This is a genomic window from Clostridium sp. FP1 (genome assembly GCF_011065975.2).
Taxonomy (GTDB): Bacteria; Bacillota; Clostridia; order Clostridiales; family Clostridiaceae; genus Clostridium_AD; species Clostridium_AD tagluense.
In genome coordinates, this window is sequence record NZ_JAAMNJ020000002.1 from 31,822 (window position 1) to 52,650 (window position 20,829).

Here is a 20,829-nt window from a genome sequence, read left to right on the forward strand (position 1 = left end):
TTAAACATAAATGTTATATTTTAAAATTTTAATAAATACCGGCAATTTATTTACTTGAAAAAGTTTATTTTTCTATATTATCATTGATTATGGTTTTTGATGCCTCTTTAAATGGCATAAGCTGAGCAATATATTTCAAGATACTTATTATGGAACCTATAACCTCTTGCTACAACGTCTGCAGAATACGGGTACAGCCGACATACATGTAAAAACCGGCCACATCGTGGATAATATTTCCATGATGTGCTTTTTAAGCTTTTAATCTGAATTCTAATAATATATTTCATCAAGTAGGGTATTTGTGTTAGTACAATTCTATGTCACAAAAGTACCTATTTTATATTTTGTGATAGCACAAAAGTAATGAGGGTGTTTTTGTGACAGATACGGTATAATCTAGCTATAAAATTTTTATGAAAGAGGAATTACGCTATGTCTAAAATAGGTTATGTACGAGTATCTACAATAAATCAAAACACAGACAGACAGGAAATAGCATTATCAGAGTTAGGGATTCAAACAATTTTTATTGAAAAAGCTTCAGGTAAAAATACTGAACGGTCACAATTTAAAAAGATGATGGGATATATTAGAGAAGGAGATATATTGTATATAGAAAGTATATCAAGGCTTGCTCGCAGTACACGTGACTTGCTTTCCATAGTGCAGCAACTTCAGGATAAAAAGGTAGATCTAGTTTCTTTAAAAGAAAACATAGATACTGCTACCCCTCAAGGACGATTTGTTTTAACTATATTTGGAGCATTATCTGAGCTAGAAAGAGAAAGCATTCTTCAACGTCAGAGTGAAGGTATTGCAGCAGCCCGTCTAAAGGGTAAGAAATTTGGAAGACCACGAGTTGAAAATCCTAAAGATTGGGATAAGGTAATAAAACTGTGGAAGGACGGGGAAATTTCTGCAGTTGAAGCAATGAATAAGTTGAATATGAATCGTGGCACATTCTACCGAAGAGTCAAAGAAATATAAATTTTACAATTAATTTTACGAAAGAGGTGATTATTTTTGCCTGCAATGCACGAAACTGTATATCCAAGATTTAAAAGCAGTATTTCTGAAAAGGAATTAAATGATATATATACTCCCACACAAGAGGAAATTAAATTTTCTTGGAAAGTTACCCGTGGTGAAAATGCAAACTTTTGTTTTCTAATTATGCTTAAAAGTTTTCAAAGACTGGGCTATTTTGTATCTCCGTCAAATATTCCACAGACTGTAATACAGCATATTTCTAAGACAACGAATATCTCTATTTCTTCAGAGGTTATTGAGAATTAAAATAAATCAGGAACAAGACTCAGGCATGCTCAAATTATTAGAGAATATTTAAATATAAAACCTTATGGATCAGATGCCAGGCATCTACTAGTAAGAGCAATTGGGGCCGCCGCAAGAACAAAGGATGAGCCTTCTGATCTTATAAATGTTGCTATTGAAGAATTAATACGTCAACATTATGAATTGCCAGCATTTGATACGTTAGTAAGGGCATCAAATAGAATAAGAGTATCTGTATATAAATCTTTTTACCGTCAGATAAATACTCTACTTAGCGAAGAAGATAGAAGTAAAATAGATAACCTTTTAGAATCTGAACAAGATAATATATATACTTCATGGAACTTTTTAAAACAAGAGCCTGGCACACCAACACTTACGCATCTAAAAGATTTAGTTAATTACTTAAGGTGGTTATCCATGCAAAGTGTTGGTACTGAGGTGCTTTCCAATATTCCAGACATTAAAATTAAACAGTTTGCAGCTGAGGCAAAGACTCTTAATGCTGCACAAATGAAAGTAATAGAACCTAATAAAAGATATACTCTTGCAGTAGCATTATTGGCTGTTCAATCTTCAAAAGCATTAGATGATTTAGCTGAAATGTTTATTAAAAGAATGTCAAGTGTGCATAGAAAAGGAACAGAAGGACTTGAACTTTATAGAACCAAAAATATTCAAATCACTGATAAATTAGTGGTGACACTACGTGATATGATTTTAGCTTATAAAAAAGATGGAAGCGTAGAAGAAAAATTTGCAGCAATCCAATCCGTAATTGAAGAAAAAAGCGATGAAGTATTAAGCCATTGTGAAGCGCATGCAGCTCATGCGGGCAACAATTATTATTTATTTCTTTGGAAATACTACAAGAGCCATAGAGTGACTTTGTTTAGGATATTAAAAACCGTTACGCTCCACTCCACAAACCAAGATATATCCCTAGAACAGTCATTACAGTTTCTTCAGAAAAATGAAACTGTACGCAAAGAATTACTGGATGCAGTTAAAATTGAAAACAAGGGGAAGGCCACTGAAAATAAAATTAAGCTTTTAGACCTTTCATGGATACCGGATGATTGGTGGAAACTCATAACGGGATACAGTAACAGAAATATTTACCCTGATAAAATAAATCGCAGACACTTTGAAGTATGTGTGTTTACACAAATATTGCGGGATTTAAAATCTGGTGATTTATATGTTAAAGGTAGTGATAAATTTTCTGATTATAGAGATCAGCTTATAAGTTGGGAAGAATATGAGGAAGAGAAAGAGTTATATGGTCAGCAAGTAGGGCTTCCTGTAGATAGCCATGGGTTTATTGAACACGTGAAAAATTGGCTTAATGAGGAGATTTTAAGTACAGACAAGTCCTTTACTTCTAATCAATACCTAAGAATAGAAAAAGGTATACCGATTTTAGGGAAGCCTGAAAAAAAGAAGTATCCTGATCAGTTAAAATTAATTGAATCATTGATTTCAGAGCGATTAAAGCCTATTAATATTCTTGATGTGCTTACTGATACGGAGCACTGGATTAACTGGACAAAGGACTTTGGCTCCATTTCTGGTCATGATACAAAGATTGAAAACCCAATTGAAAGGTACCTTATAACATCTTTTTGTTATGGTTGCAATTTAGGACCTACTCAAACTTCTCAATCTCTAGAAGGCATTAATCGTAAACAAGTAGCATGGATAAATAATCGTCATATAACAGAAGAAAAAATAGAGCTCGCCATAAAAAACATTATAAATGCCTACAATTGCTTTTCACTTCCTAAGTTTTGGGGTTCTGGTAAAAGGGTCTCAGCAGACGGTACAAAATGGGATTTATACGAGCAAAATTTATTATCTGAATACCACATAAGATATGGAGGATACGGAGGTATTGGATATTATCATGTTTCAGATACTTACATAGCTCTATTCAGCCATTTTGGGGTAGTGCTCGCAAAACGCGGAAAATATACGTTAAGACAGTTATTACTAAAAATATATTTTATCAAAACATTCTGAGTTAGAATTAATACCTAATAGTTCTAACTCGAAAAAGCATATAACATCAGTGTAAAGCATTGATAAATCTAGGGTTTAATCACTAAATGATAAAGTTCTTATTCTTTTGCTCAAAATAAGTTAGTTAAAATACAATTATAGTATTGATAATGCTAACTAAAATAGTAATAAAAAATATTTATTAACTAAGACTAAATTAAAAGATGAATGTTGCAGTACCTTAATAAAATGTTATATTTAATGGCAGTGAGTAAGATTGTCCAAAGCTTCCTTTTGGACCAGGCGCAGTGAAAGAGCTTGTGCCACATCAGATTTTCGCATGAAGCATGAAGGAGAAAATCTGATGTGGACTAGCATTTGACTGCGACGTCTTAGTATTATAATTATCGATTTATAATACATTCAAAGTAAAGAGTCAACATATTATGTTACATTCAAATTGAAATTTTAAAAGAATAGGCAATAGCACCAATATGAAAGTAACACAATTATACTTGTATTACTTTCAGAATATAATATATTAAAACCCACATCTAATGATATGGGTTTAATTGCGACGGTTTATATTAATATTAAGACATAAAGACTAATAAATGATTTTATAACCAACTTACAATACTTTCAGAGATATCTCTCCTCTTAGATTTTAAATCCTCTCTACTCGAATATCCAACAGATATAACAGCCATTAACTGTAAGTCACTCGGAACCTCTAATAATTCTCGTACTTTATTTTCATTTTTTAATATTTCGCCAATCCAGCAAGTCCCTAAACCAATCTCTTGTGCAGCAAGTAGTATGTTTTGTATCGCAGCCCCAATCGATTGAGTATGCTTCAAGTAAATGCTTGGGAATTTACAGTAATACGCATTTATTTTAAATAGTAATAAACTCCATCAGCAGGAGACGTGGCTTCATCACTGATGTGTGATGCAAATCCAAAACCAACTCCTACAGAAAAAGGAATTCCTATACTTAAAGAAGGTTCAATGCTGCTTTGCGTATGACCATATTTAAATTTTATAGCCATCATAGTAACTTTACTTTGTCTAAATAATGTTACTGAGCCAAAACCATCTTTAGCATACTTAGCATCACTTTCATCAGGCTTAGATCCCGATATAAGCATAGGGAATTTCGATTCTGCTGTAGAATTTCCTAGTGTTGTAGAGAATTTGTAGCTAATTAGCTTAGTATCAGTTGGCACATATGGATTTATATAAGTGACTTTATGATAACTACTAGATATATTAATATAAAGCTGTTCCGTCCATCCTAAACCAATAATATCTTTATGTTCATAATAAGGCTCTGATGACCAGTTCCAATCAAAGTTGACTTTATAAGTTGTTGTTGCTCCAGCATAATTACTTGTATCGTAATAACAATTTAATGTAAGTGTTGCTGATAATAAATAAAGTTCCTTTTCAGTTCCTGTAAAATTTTTCATTATAGTTATTTGCTCATCAGTGTATCCCATATTTCCTAAAACATCTGTATCAAGTGTACCACGCTTTTCTATTTCTTTCTTATAATCAAGTTTCGCAATTTCTTGCACTTGTAAATCTGTGTAACCTTGTATATACAAATTTTTTTTATCACTTGATTTTAGTTTTTTAATTAAGTCATATTCGTTAAACTTTTGTACCATTTTTTTATCATTAGTTCTTGTTGTATCTGGCGACTCATATGCAAACGCACCAGTTGGAAATAAAGCAGTAATTAAAAAAGTTAATAACAACATACTAGAAAAAATTTTTTTCATGATTTTAACCCTCCTTACATAAATAAAATTATAACATTATTTCTAATTATTATTAATATAAACAAAATATTACAATTAACTTTAATGTATGATATACTATTAATGTAAAATAATTGTTTTATATGAAAGGATAATGAATATGTACACTTCAGGAGGATTATTATATTTACTATTTCAATTGATTGTTGTTGTATGCGTACTCTATTTTATTTTAAAGTATATAAATTTTTCACAAACGAAAGTAATGTTGTTAGGAATCGGCATATTAATTTTTTTAGATGCTTCTTTGAAAAATATGATTCCATTTGTATTTTTTGATAAACTTTCAATATTAGGATTTAGTTTAGTTATAGTTGGTTTTATCAGTAAAAAGAAGAGTTAAAGAAAAATTAAATTTTTCTTTAACTCTTCTTTTTTTATTTTTCAATGGCAAAATATTTTTAAAGCAGGGGATGGTGACTTTCTGAGTTGGGTGGTAACTTTATTTTTAGTGTCTAGTCAAGGAATTTAATAGTTTAAAGAATTATGTTAAAACAAACAAAAGTACATTTAATTTAGATAAGAATCATATATCTTATATTGAAAAATTTCAAAATATTAGAAACAAGTTAGTACATTTGAACTATAATTTTACCAAAAAAAAATTTGAAACAATGAAGAAAGATTTAATTTTCGTGATTGTACATATAATTATAAAATTATTGGCAGACGATGCTAAGTGTCTATCTTCTGTCTTTTATATAAGCAATCTTGATCACGATGAATTCCAAAAATTAATTAGTAATGGGCTTTACCGAGCAGAGATGCGAGAACTTGCAAAACAATCGGCATCAACAATATATTTTTGCCCTATATGTGACAATGATTCCTTAAATTTCGATGATAAATATTGTTATACATGTGTATCTAGTTTTGACGATTATAATAGTTTTGGATTTTTAGACTGTGATTGTTGCAAATCTAAAGAATCTGTTATATATGATAAGTTGAACATTCACATTAATGACCATATTAGTAGAAGTTTATGCTTAGCATGCAAAGAGGATGGTTTGATTTATGAATGTCCAATATGTGGTTATAGCTACGATATAGAGAAAAATTTTGATGAGAAAAATTGTAGTAATGGTGTATGTAGAGCAAACAACCCTTAATTTATTACATCAACTTAAAGGTTGTTTGTTCTATAGGGGGAATAGGAAAAATAAAAACGACGTGAAAAAATAATTTCACGACATTGTGTTACCCTATATAACTAGCCTATACCCTCATTCATGCTATTTCAATATACAATAAGGCTCTATTTAACTGCATAAAACCTATCTAATTGAGAAAATCCCCACCATTTATGCATTATTATTTAGTTATAATAACTTTATTAGGAAATAATATTTACCAACTATAGCCATTACAATAAAAATAATAAATACTATAATTAAAAATTTTATAACAGCTTTATTCAACAAGAATAAAGCTGTTATAAAAAATTGTTAAAATTAAATGAACCATTTAGCAGATATATCTATCTAATTAGTGTAAAGCAAAAAAAGTAGCGCTACAGTTTGCAAAGAAAGGTAGGAAAATCAATTGAACAAGGCTATATTTACAGACAAAGTTCTTGAAATTCAATCTATTTTATATCATGTGTCTAAATCAATTTTGATTCATGAGCAAGATTGTGAAGATGCAGTTCAGGGGTCAATTTTAAAAGCCTATAACAACTTAGATACACTAAAGAAAGAACAATATTTTAAAACATGGTTAGTAAGGATACTAATAAATGAATGTTATAGTTTGAAAAATAAAGAACATACACAAGTACCTTATGAAGAATACTTTGAGTCTGACAAGGCTGATGATAAAAAGGATTATAGTGAATTATATATGGCCATTCAGAATTTACCAGAGCGTATTCGTATTACAATTGTTCTTTATTATGTAGATGGATATTCAGTAAAAGAAATTAAACAGATTTTAGGAATACCCACTGGAACTGTAAAAAGCAGGTTATCAAAAGGACGAAAATCAATAAAAATAAAATTAGAGAATATGGAGGCAAATTATGAATGCCTATAATTGGAATAATATCTTTCCAGATATACCTAAAAGTTTTAAAAGTAAGGTAAATGCAACATTAAGCAGTTTACCGGAAGAAAAGGAGAATGATGAAATGAAAAATATAAAACTATATAAAATAGGATCAATGAGGAAAAAAATTATTATTATATTAGCAGCTACTATGGTAATAGGAACGACTGTATTCGCCACAGGAAAAATACAGTATATATATGGAAGTTCAAGTACTATACCAACATATACTACTATACCTACAGTAGAACAAGTGAAGAATGATTTTAAATTTAATCCTAAATTAGTTGATAAATTTGACAACGGATACACTTTTGCAGATGGATATGCCGTCAATAATAAAGGAGTTGATGAGAAAGGCAATTCTGTAAAAAAAACAAAATCCCTTGATTTTACGTATACAAAAGGTAATGACAAATTAGATCTTTCTATGGAAAACGGAATGTTAGCTGAAAGATCAAATAAAGAGACTGTTGTTGATACTTGTAACGGTATAGATTTATATTATAGTTCATCTGTTTATAAGTTTGTACCAGCAAATTATAAATTGACAGAGCAGGATAAGCAGGATAAATTGTCCGATAAATATGTATTCAGCTATGGAAGTGACAAGGTAAAAATCTCTCAGGTTCAATATTTAGATTGGATGCAAGGTGGAATTCATTATTCTTTATTGGCAATGAATTCTCATATATCGAAAGATGAATTAGTTAAAATGGCACCTCAAATTATCCGTACCAAATAAAAATAGTCACTTTATACGTGATTTTCAGTTCCAAAACTATTACCAAAACAACTCTAATATAATATTTAATGTGTTACAGATAAGAAGCATACAATATAATAAGATGTTATAGGAATGCTCCTTCAATCTATCAGTATTGGAGATAAATAAAAGGCATACAATATAACGAAAATTATATTATGCTTGGAATATTGTGTATTGGGCAGAATAAAGATTATAATAGTAACAGAAGCCTCGTACTACCAATACGAAAGCTTCTGTGAGAGTGTCTATAAACTCCTAAATACATAGGAACTTGTAGATATGCAGATGGTTAGGTGGCCAATTTTAATATCTTTCTTAAATAGCTTATGTTCTATTACATGGTTATTACTAGAATTAGGCATTGGAGCTGTAGGAAGCTCTGGTGCTTTTTCTTTTTTAAAAGGTTTAATTATAGCCCAATTAATAATAAAACGTAATAGATCCCTAATAGGGGTACCGCCACATAGCCATCAAGCTAAGAAAACTCTATAAAAATAAATCCCCCCATTTGTAAAAATGTTATTATTAAAGAGACAATAAAAAGATACAGTGGGGGGAATTATACATGACAGGAGGAAAAAATTTAAAATTGGATGGAGATATAAAGCTTTTTGCAGATGAACTTAAACTCTGTTTTTCAAAAGACGAGATTGAAGAAGTCGCGAGAGAGACGGGTTTTGTGAAAAGAAAAAGTAAAATTCGCGCATGGGAATTCGTTTGCTTATGCTGCTTTATGGATGTAGAGGTTGCGAATAATACACTTGTGATCTTATGCACAAAACTTAGTGAAAATACAGGCATACTTGTTTCCAATCAGGCATTAGACCAACGTTTAAATGAAAGATGTGTAAAGTTTTTGAAGAAGATCTTCGAAAATTACGCCAAACAATCACAAATAATACCCGTATACCAAGTAAATGGGATGAATATTTTAAACGAATAAGAATACTTGATTCTACGTAAGCGTAAAAGAATTGACGCCTAGATAGTTAAAGTTACCTTTGCTAAAATTACAGATAGTAAGAATAGGAGGTTATCTGTAATGGCAAAAAAAAATAATGATATAACCTGGAGAGGATTTTTAGAAAAGTTTTCTTCTTATGAAGGGACTGTAACCAGCTTTTGTAAAGAAAATAATATTAGCAAGAGTCAGTTCTACTATTATAAAAATAAATTTAAACAATCAAATAAGCCAACATTTCATGCTATAGCAATTAATAATGAAAAATCCAACCCCAAAGCAGTAAACAAAAGTGTAAAAGGATGTAGTGATATAAGAATCGAGATCGGTAAAATTAATATATTTATACCTGCAAATGAACTAGAACTATTATCAAATATACTTAAGGAACTAAGTAAATCATGCTAAATATTGATAAGGTTAACACTGTATATTTAGCTTGCGGCGTAACAGATTTAAGAAGAAGCATAGATGGATTATCAATGGTAGTACAAACAGACTTAAAATTAGACCCCTTTGAAAAAGCATTATTTGTGTTTTGCAATAAACAAATGAATAAGCTTAAAATACTACATTTTGATAATGGATTTTGGTTATATTATTATAGATTAGAAAAAAGTAGGTTTAAATGGCCAATGACAAAGGCGGAAGCCTTAAAAGTAAATATAGAAGAACTAGGTTGGCTACTAAAAGGTTATGAGGTAAGAACAACCTCAAAATTCAAGCCGATTAAGGAAAAAAACTACTATTAAAACCACATAAAAAAACCTCTTGACCCTTGATAAATCAAGGGTTTTCTGCTATAATATAAGTATAAAAACTTTAGAAGAGGTAATTGAAATGAATGACTTAAATATTGAAGAACAATTAGATTATAAAACAAAAAACATAATTTCTAAGATGGAAAAAGAGATAGAATTAAAGGATAAAGAAATTAGAGAGCTTAAAAATGAACTTTCATTTTTAAAAAATCAAGTTCTTAATAAGAATAAAAAAATATTCGGTAAGTCTAGCGAGCAGATGGATAGCAACCAAATATCTCTTTTTGACGAAGCAGAAAAGTTTTGTGATTCAAAAGTGGCGGAGCCAACCATTGAAGAAATAACATATAAGAGAAAAAAGGCCTCTTCTTATGTAGGAAAGAAAGATAATCTAGCTAATTTGGAAAGAGTAATTATCGAGCATAAATTGGACGAGGATAAGGCTAATTGCGATAAGTGCAATGGGCAATTTGTTGTTATAGGATCAAAATCAAAAGAAATTCTAAAATATAAACCAGCAGAGCTATATATAGAGGAACATGTAACCTATAGCTACGCTTGTAAATCCTGTGAAGAAGCTGAAGGTAAAGCAAATATAATTACTACAAAAGCGCCTAACAGCTTGCTATATAAAAGTATGGCATCTAACGAATTAATAAGCCATGTAATAAATCTTAAATATCAATATGCGCTACCGCTTTATAGACAGGAAACGTATTTTGATATGCTTGGTGCAAATCTTTCTAGGCAAACATTGTCCAATTGGATAATCGGTGCTGCAAAAGAGTTTGAACCTGTCTACGACATGATGAAGGAAGAACTATTAAAAAGCCATTATATCCAGGCTGATGAAACCACTGTAGTAGTTGTGGACTCTAAAGGAGAAGATTCCAAGGCTAAAAAATATATGTGGTTATACAAAACTGGTGAATATAAAGATCCAATTATTTTGTATGACTATCAAAAGACAAGATCAAGCTCCTGCCCTAAAGGATTTTTAAAGGGATTTTCTGGGATAATCCAAACAGATGGCTACGCCGGCTATAATTCTGTAGAGAATGTAAAAAGGCTGTACTGTTTGGCTCATATTAGGAGAAAATACTTTGATATAGTTACAAAGCTAGATAAAGAAGCCCTAAAAAATTCTCGAGCAGTTATAGGGTTTAATTTTTGCGAGCAACTTTATAAAATCGAAAAAGATTTAAGAGAGAACTATGCTGGTGAAGATGATTACTACGAAAAGCGCTATGAAACAAGACTTGAAAAATCAACACCAATTATTGAAGAATTTATAAAGTATGTGGATATAGAAATAAATAGTGCATTGCCAAGAAGTCCATTGGGCGCAGCCTTAGAATATAGCCGAAAGCTATTACCGAGCTTCAGAATTTTTTTAACTGATGGATCCTTAGAAATCGATAATAATGCATCCGAAAGATCAATAAAACCTTTCGTTATTGGTAGAAAAAACTGGCTTATGTGTAATACTCCTAAGGGAGCAAGAGCAAGTGCAACAATATATAGCGTAGTAGAAACGGCTAAGGCAAATGGGTTAGTGGTAGAAAAGTATTTAGTGTATTTAATGGATGTGTTGTGTAATTTAGAAAACAAGGATAACAATACGCTATTAAAATACATGCCTTGGTCCAAGGAATTACCTGAAACCGTAAAACTTCAAAATAGGAATCTTCATGGCAAAAAAGATTAAAATAAAATCCAGTAGAAAAGCACTTGCTGCTTACTACTGGATTTAGTTTATCAAAGAATTTCCTGAAAATACATACGGAGAATTTTTGACGCTTACTCTTATACTGTCTTAGATTGAATCCAAGAAAATCGAATCCTTCACTAATGTGTGTGACCTTAGTTTTATCATCCGCAAGTGTTAGCCCTCTTTTATTAAGGTATGGTTTAAGTTTTTCATACATATTTATAGCATCTTCTTCTGTTTTGCATACAACTACAAAGTAAGTAAACCAAGGGAACTTCCCCCTTAGTTTCTCTCAGAACCGTACGTGAACCTCTCGGCTCATACGGCTCCCATTATTCGGCTGTTGGTAATATTCCCATTTTCCAGTGTGCAAACAAATTTCTATCTCTTTTCGCAATACATCCTAACCAATATTCTGCTCTTCGTCTGTGTTTTCTTTTCTTATACTTTCTTCGAACCCATTTGACTAAAGCATTATTGATATACCTTAATACTGCATACATTTCTGTTTTATAGAAATGTGTATAATAGTTTATCCAACCCTGTATCTTTTTGTTAAACATATTTGATATATCCCACAAATTTTTGTCTACCTTCAACTGTACTCTCCAACTTCTAACTTCTTTTCGGATTGATTTCTTTGCCTTGTCTGCTATCGCTGGTAAGAAACTTGTAAAATACTTTTCGTATTTACTCTTAGCACCTCTAGGCTTAAATGTATATCCTAGAAAATCAAATGATATATTTGGATAATCTCCCTTTCTATCATCATCTTTACAGTATACAATCTTTGTTTTATCAAGGTTCAGCTGTAATCCGTATTCTTCGAATCTTTCTTGCAAGCGTCTTTGTAGATATTTAGCCTGTTTTAGGGATACACAGTGTGTTACTGCATCATCTGCGTATCTTGCCCACGGAATTGTTTTGAATTCTTTTGTTATAAAGTCATCAAATACATAGTGTAGAAACAGATTCGCAAGTACCGAACTAATGACACCCCCTTGCGGGGTACCGGAAATTCTTGGAACTAATTCTCCATTTTCCATTTGAAATGGTGCAGTTAACCACCTTTGAATATATAGAATAATCCATTCTTCATTTGTATGTTTCTTTACCATTTTCATTAGAATGTCATGTCTGATATTATCGAATAGTCCCCTTATATCGAATTCAAGAACCCAATCTTTTCTCCAACACCTTTTTCTTGTGATTTCAACTGCTTGTATTGAAGATTTATTAGGTCTATATCCGTAAGAATCCTCATAAAACATAGTCTCCACTTCCGGCTCAAAATATAGTTTAACTACCGTCTGAGCAATTCTATCTTCAATAGTAGGTATTCCTAGTAATCTAGTCCCTCCACTTTTCTTTGGAATTGCCACAGCTCTTACAGGTTGGGGTATGTAACTTCCTGATGACATCCTATTCCAAACTTTGTATAAATTATTTTTCAAATTCTTTTCAAAATCTTCGATTGACTGTTCATCAACTCCATACGTTCCTTTGTTTGCTTTAACTTTCTCATAAGCTGTAACTACAGCTCTTTTAGAAATATTAAACGGCTTTGTTTCTGTCATAAGTTCCTCCTCCTTTTCAAAGTTGACTTATTTCTGAAACTGAATAACTCGAAGTCCTTCGCTCCACTTCCATTGCAGAAGTTTCTTCACTACTACGACTCAATCTGCCCCTATGCTTGCATCGATACTCTTTTCTCACAGTTCTTCTGCTTGAAATACTCTCTTAACATCAAGCCGTAGGTTCCCACGTTCCATACAAATGCCTGTACTAAATTCATGCCACCTTTATGCCGCCCACCGCCTAGCCAGTAAACAGGTTTCCTCTAGGCTTATCCCAAGTTAACGATCACCCCCTGGTTTTGATGGAATCTCTACGCTTTCGACATTTTCGTAAGTGGTTCACATGCTCATTCATCTCTTTAGTACATACTTGACAGATTACCTCTGCCTTTTCCTTAACGCTCAATACCATAACTTTTGATTACAGCACCTTAAGGTAGTTTGAAATCTCCACCTGCATGGCGATTTCGGAGGGCCCTCCTCCATCATCTGTATAGCATAGCTATATTAAGCCACTCGTGCGAGTTGCTTAATACGCTTTCGTGGCGCACAATCATCAGCATAAATTACTACTCCAACCGAATTCCTAGCTAATGTATGGTTTCCACCATCGATGTGGTATCTTACTCCAAGTTCTTCCTCCATACCATGCAAGGCTATATTAGCTAATAAAGGTGAGACAAGCCCACCTTGCGGGGTTCCAGAATGTGTATCATTGAATGAATTATTATCAATATATCCTGCTTTCAACCATTTGTATATAGTATTTTTAGCAGGAAATCCCTTTAAACAGTCCATAATGTATTTATGATTGAGATTATCAAAGCAACCCTTAAAATCGCCCTCGAATATCCACTGTCTTGTACTTCTTGATGACAGCTTAGTGAATAAGTTGACAATGGCATCTTGAGTTCTTCGCTTAGGTCTAAATCCATATGAAGAAGGTCCAAATTTCGCTTCCCATTGTGGCTCAAGAGCATTTTTAACTATGTTTTGAAATATCCTGTCTTTTATAACTGGTATTCCTAAAGGTCGCATCTTACCCTTTTTCTTAGGGATATATACTCTCTTTACTGGCTTCGGTCTAATATGTTTAATGCTATATTTCTTGAGAAGATTATACAATCTCAATCTATCACTTGAAGTGATTGCAATTTGACCGTCGACCCCAGCTGTTTTTTTACCTTTATTAATTTATGTAACTCTTTTTATTGAAAGTAGCAAATTAGCATTACTTCTAATCATTAGCCTTTGAAGTTTTCTTACTTTTCTTTTGTTTCCCAACTGTTCGGCACGAAAAATCCGTTGGCGAAGTTTCTTCACATATTCGTATATTTTTTTACAGTCTATTAATGACCAGCTCTCTATATGTGGAGAAACAGCCGACGTATTAAATTTATTAATAGTTTTCATAACATGTCTCTCCTTAAAAAAAAGATTCTTCTTTACGTTTTCTCTCATGTTGATGACCACGTGGAAGTCTGCCCTCTTTCGAGTGAGTTATGAAACTCTATCCAGCGGGTTATCTTTTTCCCTGAACTTTCGTCCTACTGGCATTCGCTTTCTCCACAATCCCTTACCCCCTGGTATTGTAGCTTTCTTTCGATTGCCCTACCTCTATCGAGGAACACAAAGGGTTTATCAAGTTCCACTATTAGTAGATTCAAATGGGGAAGCATCCCTCTATACTCCGATGGATATATGGGTTACTGCACGATTGGAATGCGATACAATCTTTCCTATCCATAGTAAGCTTGTTATTCCGCAGTACACTTATCGTAAATCACGAAGATTACAAAGGTTCAACTTTCGTTTATACTTTCCATTTTTCCCCTAACCCAGCATTGCTTCTGCGTAAAGCAATGACCTTAGATAATTAACTCTCATGCAACCTACAAACCAATTACTTGGAATGCAGGTTCGAGGGGGGATACGTTTAGTAACTAACGCAGTTTCTCACGAAACACTACTAATTAGCGACTTCTTGTCGCACCGTATTTTTATACAATTTTGCGACAATATATAGTAAATTATACCATAATGAGCAATTAATCACTATTTTTTATAGTGATTTATTAAGTATAACAAAAAAGACCCTATAAAATAGAGTCAGTTAAATTTGGGGCTTGTGGTCTCTTCCGTTCCTTGACGCCGAAGAAATACTCCTCACTTCTATGTTGTCTTTGATTTCCAACCCTACATCGCATAGATAGTCTTCATTATGAAGTTTTCTGATTTCTACATATTTCTTTGAGTTCTTCAAAATTTCCAAAACCTCCTATAGTTCAGCCCTTCCCAAAACAGTTATAACCGCTTTGGTACTATGGCGTCTACGGCATTTTTAGTTATAAAAAATGAGAACAATCAAAAAAAGTGACATATCATTGTGATGAAGCCATATTGAACTTAGCAGAAAGTATAAATGAGCATGAATATACTAGTTTTATTTGGTATATTATGCTTAAATGGAATTGAGAATATTATACGTTTTTTAATATAAACATATGGAGGAATTAAATGGAGAGAATTTTGATTGTGGAAGATGATAAAGATATTCGAGATATATTAAAAATCTATTTGAAAGCTGAATCTTTTGAAATATTGGAAGCTGAAAATGGTAAGAGAGCTTTTGAAATTCTTGAAGATATAGAGCTAGATTTAGTTATTTTGGACTTAATGCTACCAGATATAAGTGGGCTAAACATTTGTAAAAATATACGCACTAAATACAAATTTCCTATAATAATGCTCACTGCAAAAACAGCTGATCAAGAAAAAATAATAGGTCTTACTTATGGTGCAGATGATTATATCACTAAGCCTTTTAATCCCTTGGAAGTTATGGCAAGGGTTAAAGCTCAGCTTAGGCGATACAAGGAATATGGGGAAGGTACAAAGGAAGATGATAATACTATATATTATAAAGGGTTAATTTTAGATAAAAATAGTAGGCATGTTAATTTAAATGGCAAGGAACTAAAACTAACACCTACAGAATTTAACCTTATTGAAATATTACTATTAAACAAAGGACATGTTTTAAATGGAGAAAAGTTGTTTCATTTGTTGAGAGATGATGAGTATTATTCAAAATCTACAAATACAATAACAGTTCATATTCGAAACTTAAGAGAAAAAATGGAGGAGTCTTTTGAACATCCGGAATATATTAAAACTGTTTGGGGGGTAGGCTATATCATTGAAGATTAAAAAATGGAAATGGAATTATTATATTTTAGCTTTTTTTATATTTAGAGGATTAATGTTATTTTTTGATTTTAAAATACAAGGACCTGTGAAAGAATTTTTTGAGAGGCGAATATTATTTGATATAGAAAAGGTGATGTTTTCTGGCATGGAGGTTACCAGGGGAACCTTTTATTGGCAACGACTTAGAGATATATTGATGGATATGGTTATTGGAGGTTTTGTTCTTTTAGAGATTGTTGTTTACTTTACATCAAGATACTCACAAAATAAGCAGCGAAAAAAGATAATAACTCAGTTAGAGCAAAGAATATCTGTGCTCAGCAAGGGAGAGGTACCTGAAAAAGTTCAAGAACTAAAACTAATTGATTCTGAGATAAATGAAATTAGACATGAAAATGAACTTGTAAGGCAGGAGATATTAATGGAGATGAGCAAGAAAAATGACCTTGTAACCTATTTAGCACACGATTTAAAAACTCCATTAACAAGCATCGTTGGCTATCTTACAATTTTAGATGAATCTGAGGTACCAGAGGAGGTTCGTAAGGACTATATAAAGAAACTTTTGGAAAAATCCTATAGAATGGAAGATTTAACAAATCAGTTTTTTGATATTACTCGCTTTAGTCTTCAGGAAATTCCTTTGAATAAAAGTTTACTAGATGCAGAGTTTTTCCTAGAACAGTTGACTGAGGAACTATATCCTTTACTTAAGGAGAAAAACTTAAAATTTGATATAAACCTTACTCCGAGTATTAAGATTTATGCCGACGGATCACTATTTGCCAGGGTGTTAAACAATTTATTAAAGAATGCTATAGCATATAGCCACAAGGATTCTGTCATAAAAATAAAGGCCGAAATGGGAAAATGTAGTATGCAATTGTTTGTAGAAAATGATGGTGACGTAATAAGTCAGCAGGAATTAAAACTTATATTTGAAAAGTTCTATCGAAGAGATCAGTCAAGAAGTCAATCAAACGGGGCAGGACTTGGTTTGGCTATTGCAAGGGAAATTGTACAAAAGCATCAAGGCTCAATAGACGCGGAAAGTCAGGATGGACATACTGTATTTATTATTACTCTACCCAATTCTTAATAAAATCTTTATAAATACTAAATAATTTATGAATAAACCTTTCTTTTATCTCAGTTATACTGAAGACAGAAGAAAGGTTTTTTATTGCTTTTGCTTTAATAAGGAGGAAAAAAATATGAAATTATTTGCTTATAATATTTCTAAGGAGTTTAAAGATTTAAAAGCTGCTTACAATATAAATCTTGAATTTACTCCAGGGATTTGGGGACTTTTAGGACCAAATGGTGCGGGGAAAACCACATTAATGAGAATGCTAGCTGGGAGTACAGCTCCAAGTAAGGGTAAAGTAATGTTAGACGATGTAAATATCGCCAGCCTTAAGGATTCGTATCTAGATAAAATAGGATATTTGCCTCAGCACTTTGGATATGATAAAAATCAATCTGTTGAAGATTTTCTCCATTATATTGGAACTTTAAAGGGGCTTAATAAAGAAATTAGAAATAAAAGAATCAGTGAATTATTAAATGAATTTAATTTATCAGAAGTTAGAAAGAAAAAGATTGATAAGCTTTCAGGAGGTATGAAGCGTAGAGTCGGAATATGCCAAGCTATGTTAAATAATCCTGATATTTTAATTGTAGACGAGCCTACCGCTGGTTTAGATATTGAAGAGAGAAGAAATTTTCGTAAGTATTTGACCACAATAGGCAAAGAAAAAATCGTTATTTTCTCTACACATATTGTTTCAGACATTGAGTTTATTGCCAATTTCCTTGTGCTTATGGAAAAAGGTAAAGTAATTGCAGTAGGAGAAAGCCATTCTTTAATTGGAACACTCGTTGGCAATGTATTTGAGACAGTTGTTTTGGAGAATGATATGGAAAGGCTCCAAAAGGAATATAGAATTATGAATTTTCGTAATGAATCTAGTGGGAAGGTTTCAATTCGTTATGTTGCAGATATTCCATTAGCAAATAGTAAATTAGTTTCACCTTCTCTTAATGATTTTTATCTTTCAAAAGTGAAGGAGGTATAAAAATGGATGTATTTTTTCAAGAGTTAAAAAGACAACTAAATTTTAAAAGGCTACTAACATATGTTTTAATTGCAATTGCTTTGGCAGGATTATGGACATGGTTTATTGTAGGGGGAGCTACTGAAGACTTTTTGCAGCAAGGAGTTTACAAAAAATATAAAGGTAGATCAGCAATAGAAGCGGCAGGTAAGGATAGAGTAGGCGCTGAAGGAGAAATGACTTTAGATAAATTTCAAAGTGGCTGTGATATTTTTCTAAAGTCATTAAAAGGTGATAATGAAAGTGATTTAGTAATTACTAAAGACTTGTTGAAATATACTGTCTATGCTGACAATTTAATTACCCAGGAGTTTCGCTTGAGGACTATGATAGGAGAATCAACAAGTGACCTTTTGCATATTCCTAAGGGTGCAGGAATGAATTTTTATGAAAATGAAAATTTATTCTATGGTAAATATATTGATAAAAATGCACTTAATGAAAATGAAAAGACCTTAGCTCTCTCTCTATTGGATAAAGTGAAAAAACCTTATACTTATTATACTGGATTTAACCAATGGGATACTGGAATTAGTCATATTGTATTTTTCTCATTTGTACTTATGGTTATGTTAGGAATTTTTTCAAGTTCCATAATAACCAATGATAAAGAAAATGGAATGGATGAAATTATAACTACTACAGTAAAAGGCAGGAAAAGCCTCACTATAGCAAAAATTAGTATACCTTTAATTATGGCATCTATTATATATCTTTGTGGAGTTGGTCTTTATGTTTTGCTATTAAAGTATTTATTACCTGCTGATGCTTTAAATACTTCAATACAGGTTTTAAGTAGAAGTTTTCTTCCATATACTCAAGGTGACTTACTTAGAAATGTATTTATCCTAGGCTGGATAGGAATTTTAATAGTGTCAAGCTTTTCTACTTGGATTTCATCTGTATCTAAAAAATCCTCAAAAGCCATCCAATTCTCGATACTTACAATATTAGGTTCTTTTATTTTAGGAACATTTATCACTAGTCACTCTAGGAATATGGATATAATTAAGATGCTTATACCAGGAGGAATAGGATTTTCATATTTCCAATCTATAGACTTCCCATTCATTACAATTTTAGGGAAGACTCTATGGATGCCATCCATTTTGCTCATAGCAAGCGCATTTATATTTTTACTTAGTACCATTTTTACAACACTTAACTATAGAAGGAGGTAAGGAGATGATATATCAAGAATTAAAGCGTCGCCTTTTTACAAGATATGTTTTCGTTTCAATAATAGGTCTACTTTTGCTCACATGTGTATTAAATCTACGCATTATAGCAATAAATGAAAATCTACATGAAGTCATTAAAGAAGAGTCTGTATATGCTGGTGAAATGACTGAAGATAAATTATGGCTAGGTCTAGAAAAAGTGCGGGACGAAAAGTCAGATGAAATAAAATATAAACCACTCATAGCTTTTATAAGTCGGTTAGTTTATTCTCATCCCGGAATACTATACAATGAAGATAAACTAACCGAATTTCCTGATTATTATGCCAAAAATTTTTATTCGTGTTGGGAAAAAAAATCTACTGCACTTATAGAAAAAACACCTAAAAATAATCAAGCAAAAGCATTGGAAGAACTAGATAAGGTGAAAACACCTTTTTATCAATATGAAGGCTATTATCTTTGGACTGAAAGCTTTAATATGCTTAAGGTTCTTTATCTAATAATTATATTTATGGTAACATTTTTTGCGGCATCCACCTATTCTGATAGCATGGAAGACGGTAGTATGGAAATTATGTATGCAACAGTTTTTGGCAAAAAGATGATGGGCATTCGCCTTTTTCCTGTTATGATATATGGTTTGCTTTTAACTTTGGCAGCAACACTTTGCAGCGTATTAATTTTAGGTTCAGCTACTGGACTTCAGACTTTAAAGAGTAGTTTAAAGGTATTTGCATTATTTTCTATAGGTAACGCTACATTAGGAAGTGGAATACTCTTAATGTTTGCATGTGAACTTTTAGGGGTGCTATCGTTAACAACTATTATGGGATGGATATCCTACAAAACAGCAAGTACAAGCCTTGCTACATCAATAGGAATAGGAATAAATATTTTCTATATCATCATGGCTTTATTTATTAAGCTTCCGTGGAAATCTTTCCAATTTATCTTAAATACATTGCCACTGGCATCATCACAAATTATAAATGAAGTGTCTGGATTTCAGTTTGACATGGGGATTTGGAGACCATATGCAGTTATGGTAAGTATGGTTTTGGTGTTTATTGCATTCGGTATGTTGCTTAGTCACGCAATTTGCAGAGAGGAAATATAATTAAATGATTTTGTATAAAATACGAGTTAAGCCGACATACTTGGGGTAGTGCTCTCTTTTCGTGCAAAAGTACCGCCAACGAAAATCAACTAACATATTTTCAAATTACTGTAAAAGCAAATACTAAATAAGGCTTTTTAATATGCTCCAAGATATATTTCACATAAAAATATTAATGTACTATTTTAGTTAGAGTTTGAACTAAAACATTACATTAAAACTATAAACTTAATTTAAATTAGTTTTAATTC

At 31.9% G+C, this 20,829-nt stretch carries 19 protein-coding genes and 1 pseudogene; 15 read left to right on the forward strand and 5 right to left on the reverse strand.

The window, feature by feature from the left end:
* Nucleotides 1-435 precede the first annotated feature (435 nt).
* The 3 genes and pseudogenes from G9F70_RS24780 to G9F70_RS24790 all read left to right on the forward strand — a co-directional run bounded on the left by G9F70_RS24780 (nucleotide 436) and on the right by G9F70_RS24790 (nucleotide 3,321).
* Entirely contained in the window at nucleotides 436-990 is a 555-nt protein-coding gene (locus G9F70_RS24780; RefSeq protein WP_164948133.1) for a recombinase family protein, read from the forward strand.
* A 45-nt stretch (nucleotides 991-1,035) separates the two neighbouring features.
* Nucleotides 1,036-1,500: pseudogene (locus G9F70_RS24785) on the forward strand (DUF4158 domain-containing protein); the annotation flags it as partial.
* A gap of 513 nt (nucleotides 1,501-2,013) precedes the next feature.
* On the forward strand, nucleotides 2,014-3,321 hold the full coding sequence (locus tag G9F70_RS24790) for a Tn3 family transposase (RefSeq protein WP_224617941.1): 1,308 nt from the start codon (nucleotides 2,014-2,016) through the stop codon (nucleotides 3,319-3,321).
* Nucleotides 3,322-3,920: 599 nt separating this feature from the next.
* On the opposite strand, the gene G9F70_RS24795 is transcribed toward G9F70_RS24790, so the two are convergent.
* Entirely contained in the window at nucleotides 3,921-4,160 is a 240-nt protein-coding gene (locus G9F70_RS24795) for a nitroreductase family protein (protein ID WP_202882671.1), read from the reverse strand.
* A 32-nt stretch (nucleotides 4,161-4,192) separates the two neighbouring features.
* A complete protein-coding gene (locus tag G9F70_RS24800) occupies nucleotides 4,193-5,086 on the reverse strand; it encodes a hypothetical protein (protein WP_164947970.1) in 894 nt (297 codons plus the stop codon).
* A 653-nt stretch (nucleotides 5,087-5,739) separates the two neighbouring features.
* On the opposite strand from G9F70_RS24800, the gene G9F70_RS24805 reads away from it, so the two are divergent.
* The 7 genes from G9F70_RS24805 to tnpC all read left to right on the forward strand — a co-directional run bounded on the left by G9F70_RS24805 (nucleotide 5,740) and on the right by tnpC (nucleotide 11,370).
* Nucleotides 5,740-6,237 carry a hypothetical protein gene (locus G9F70_RS24805; protein WP_224617915.1) on the forward strand — a complete coding sequence of 166 codons (498 nt, stop codon included), beginning with the start codon at nucleotides 5,740-5,742 and terminating at the stop codon, nucleotides 6,235-6,237.
* Nucleotides 6,238-6,670: 433 nt separating this feature from the next.
* Complete coding sequence (locus tag G9F70_RS24810) at nucleotides 6,671-7,159, forward strand: RNA polymerase sigma factor (RefSeq protein ID WP_164947972.1); 489 nt, start codon at nucleotides 6,671-6,673, stop codon at nucleotides 7,157-7,159.
* On the forward strand, nucleotides 7,146-7,916 hold the full coding sequence (locus tag G9F70_RS24815; protein WP_164947973.1) for a hypothetical protein: 771 nt from the start codon (nucleotides 7,146-7,148) through the stop codon (nucleotides 7,914-7,916). The genes G9F70_RS24810 and G9F70_RS24815 overlap by 14 nt, the downstream gene beginning before the upstream one ends.
* 589 nt (nucleotides 7,917-8,505) lie before the next feature.
* Nucleotides 8,506-8,883 carry a hypothetical protein gene (locus G9F70_RS24820; protein WP_224617917.1) on the forward strand — a complete coding sequence of 126 codons (378 nt, stop codon included), beginning with the start codon at nucleotides 8,506-8,508 and terminating at the stop codon, nucleotides 8,881-8,883.
* Nucleotides 8,884-8,982: 99 nt separating this feature from the next.
* Nucleotides 8,983-9,309: an IS66 family insertion sequence element accessory protein TnpA gene (gene tnpA / locus G9F70_RS24825; protein ID WP_164948085.1), complete on the forward strand. Its 327-nt coding sequence runs from the start codon at nucleotides 8,983-8,985 to the stop codon at nucleotides 9,307-9,309.
* Nucleotides 9,303-9,653: an IS66 family insertion sequence element accessory protein TnpB gene (gene tnpB / locus G9F70_RS24830; protein WP_164948086.1), complete on the forward strand. Its 351-nt coding sequence runs from the start codon at nucleotides 9,303-9,305 to the stop codon at nucleotides 9,651-9,653. Before tnpA ends, tnpB begins: the two co-directional genes overlap by 7 nt.
* Nucleotides 9,654-9,741: 88 nt before the next feature.
* The gene (gene tnpC / locus G9F70_RS24835; RefSeq protein ID WP_164948087.1) at nucleotides 9,742-11,370 is read left to right on the forward strand and encodes an IS66 family transposase; all 1,629 of its coding nucleotides are present in this window, start codon (nucleotides 9,742-9,744) and stop codon (nucleotides 11,368-11,370) included.
* 335 nt (nucleotides 11,371-11,705) lie between these two features.
* Here tnpC and ltrA read toward each other — a convergent pair whose 3' ends face one another.
* From ltrA to G9F70_RS27560, 3 genes are all read right to left on the reverse strand, one after another.
* Nucleotides 11,706-12,950 carry a group II intron reverse transcriptase/maturase gene (gene ltrA / locus G9F70_RS24845; protein ID WP_224617366.1) on the reverse strand — a complete coding sequence of 415 codons (1,245 nt, stop codon included), beginning with the start codon at nucleotides 12,948-12,950 and terminating at the stop codon, nucleotides 11,706-11,708.
* Nucleotides 12,951-13,457: 507 nt separating this feature from the next.
* On the reverse strand, nucleotides 13,458-14,081 hold the full coding sequence (locus tag G9F70_RS24850) for a reverse transcriptase domain-containing protein (protein WP_411956029.1): 624 nt from the start codon (nucleotides 14,079-14,081) through the stop codon (nucleotides 13,458-13,460).
* Nucleotides 14,082-14,144: 63 nt separating this feature from the next.
* Entirely contained in the window at nucleotides 14,145-14,363 is a 219-nt protein-coding gene (locus G9F70_RS27560; RefSeq protein ID WP_263577381.1) for a reverse transcriptase N-terminal domain-containing protein, read from the reverse strand.
* Between the two features lie 1,104 nt (nucleotides 14,364-15,467).
* Between G9F70_RS27560 and G9F70_RS24855 the strand changes: the two genes are divergently transcribed.
* The 5 genes from G9F70_RS24855 to G9F70_RS24875 all read left to right on the forward strand — a co-directional run bounded on the left by G9F70_RS24855 (nucleotide 15,468) and on the right by G9F70_RS24875 (nucleotide 20,578).
* Complete coding sequence (locus tag G9F70_RS24855; RefSeq protein ID WP_164947946.1) at nucleotides 15,468-16,160, forward strand: response regulator transcription factor; 693 nt, start codon at nucleotides 15,468-15,470, stop codon at nucleotides 16,158-16,160.
* Nucleotides 16,150-17,259: a sensor histidine kinase gene (locus tag G9F70_RS24860; protein ID WP_164947945.1), complete on the forward strand. Its 1,110-nt coding sequence runs from the start codon at nucleotides 16,150-16,152 to the stop codon at nucleotides 17,257-17,259. The genes G9F70_RS24855 and G9F70_RS24860 overlap by 11 nt, the downstream gene beginning before the upstream one ends.
* A gap of 115 nt (nucleotides 17,260-17,374) precedes the next feature.
* A complete protein-coding gene (locus tag G9F70_RS24865) occupies nucleotides 17,375-18,238 on the forward strand; it encodes an ATP-binding cassette domain-containing protein (RefSeq protein WP_164947944.1) in 864 nt (287 codons plus the stop codon).
* Between the two features lie 2 nt (nucleotides 18,239-18,240).
* Nucleotides 18,241-19,458: an ABC transporter permease subunit gene (locus tag G9F70_RS24870; protein ID WP_164947943.1), complete on the forward strand. Its 1,218-nt coding sequence runs from the start codon at nucleotides 18,241-18,243 to the stop codon at nucleotides 19,456-19,458.
* Between the two features lie 4 nt (nucleotides 19,459-19,462).
* Entirely contained in the window at nucleotides 19,463-20,578 is a 1,116-nt protein-coding gene (locus tag G9F70_RS24875; RefSeq protein ID WP_164947942.1) for a hypothetical protein, read from the forward strand.
* Nucleotides 20,579-20,829: the final 251 nt, after the last annotated feature.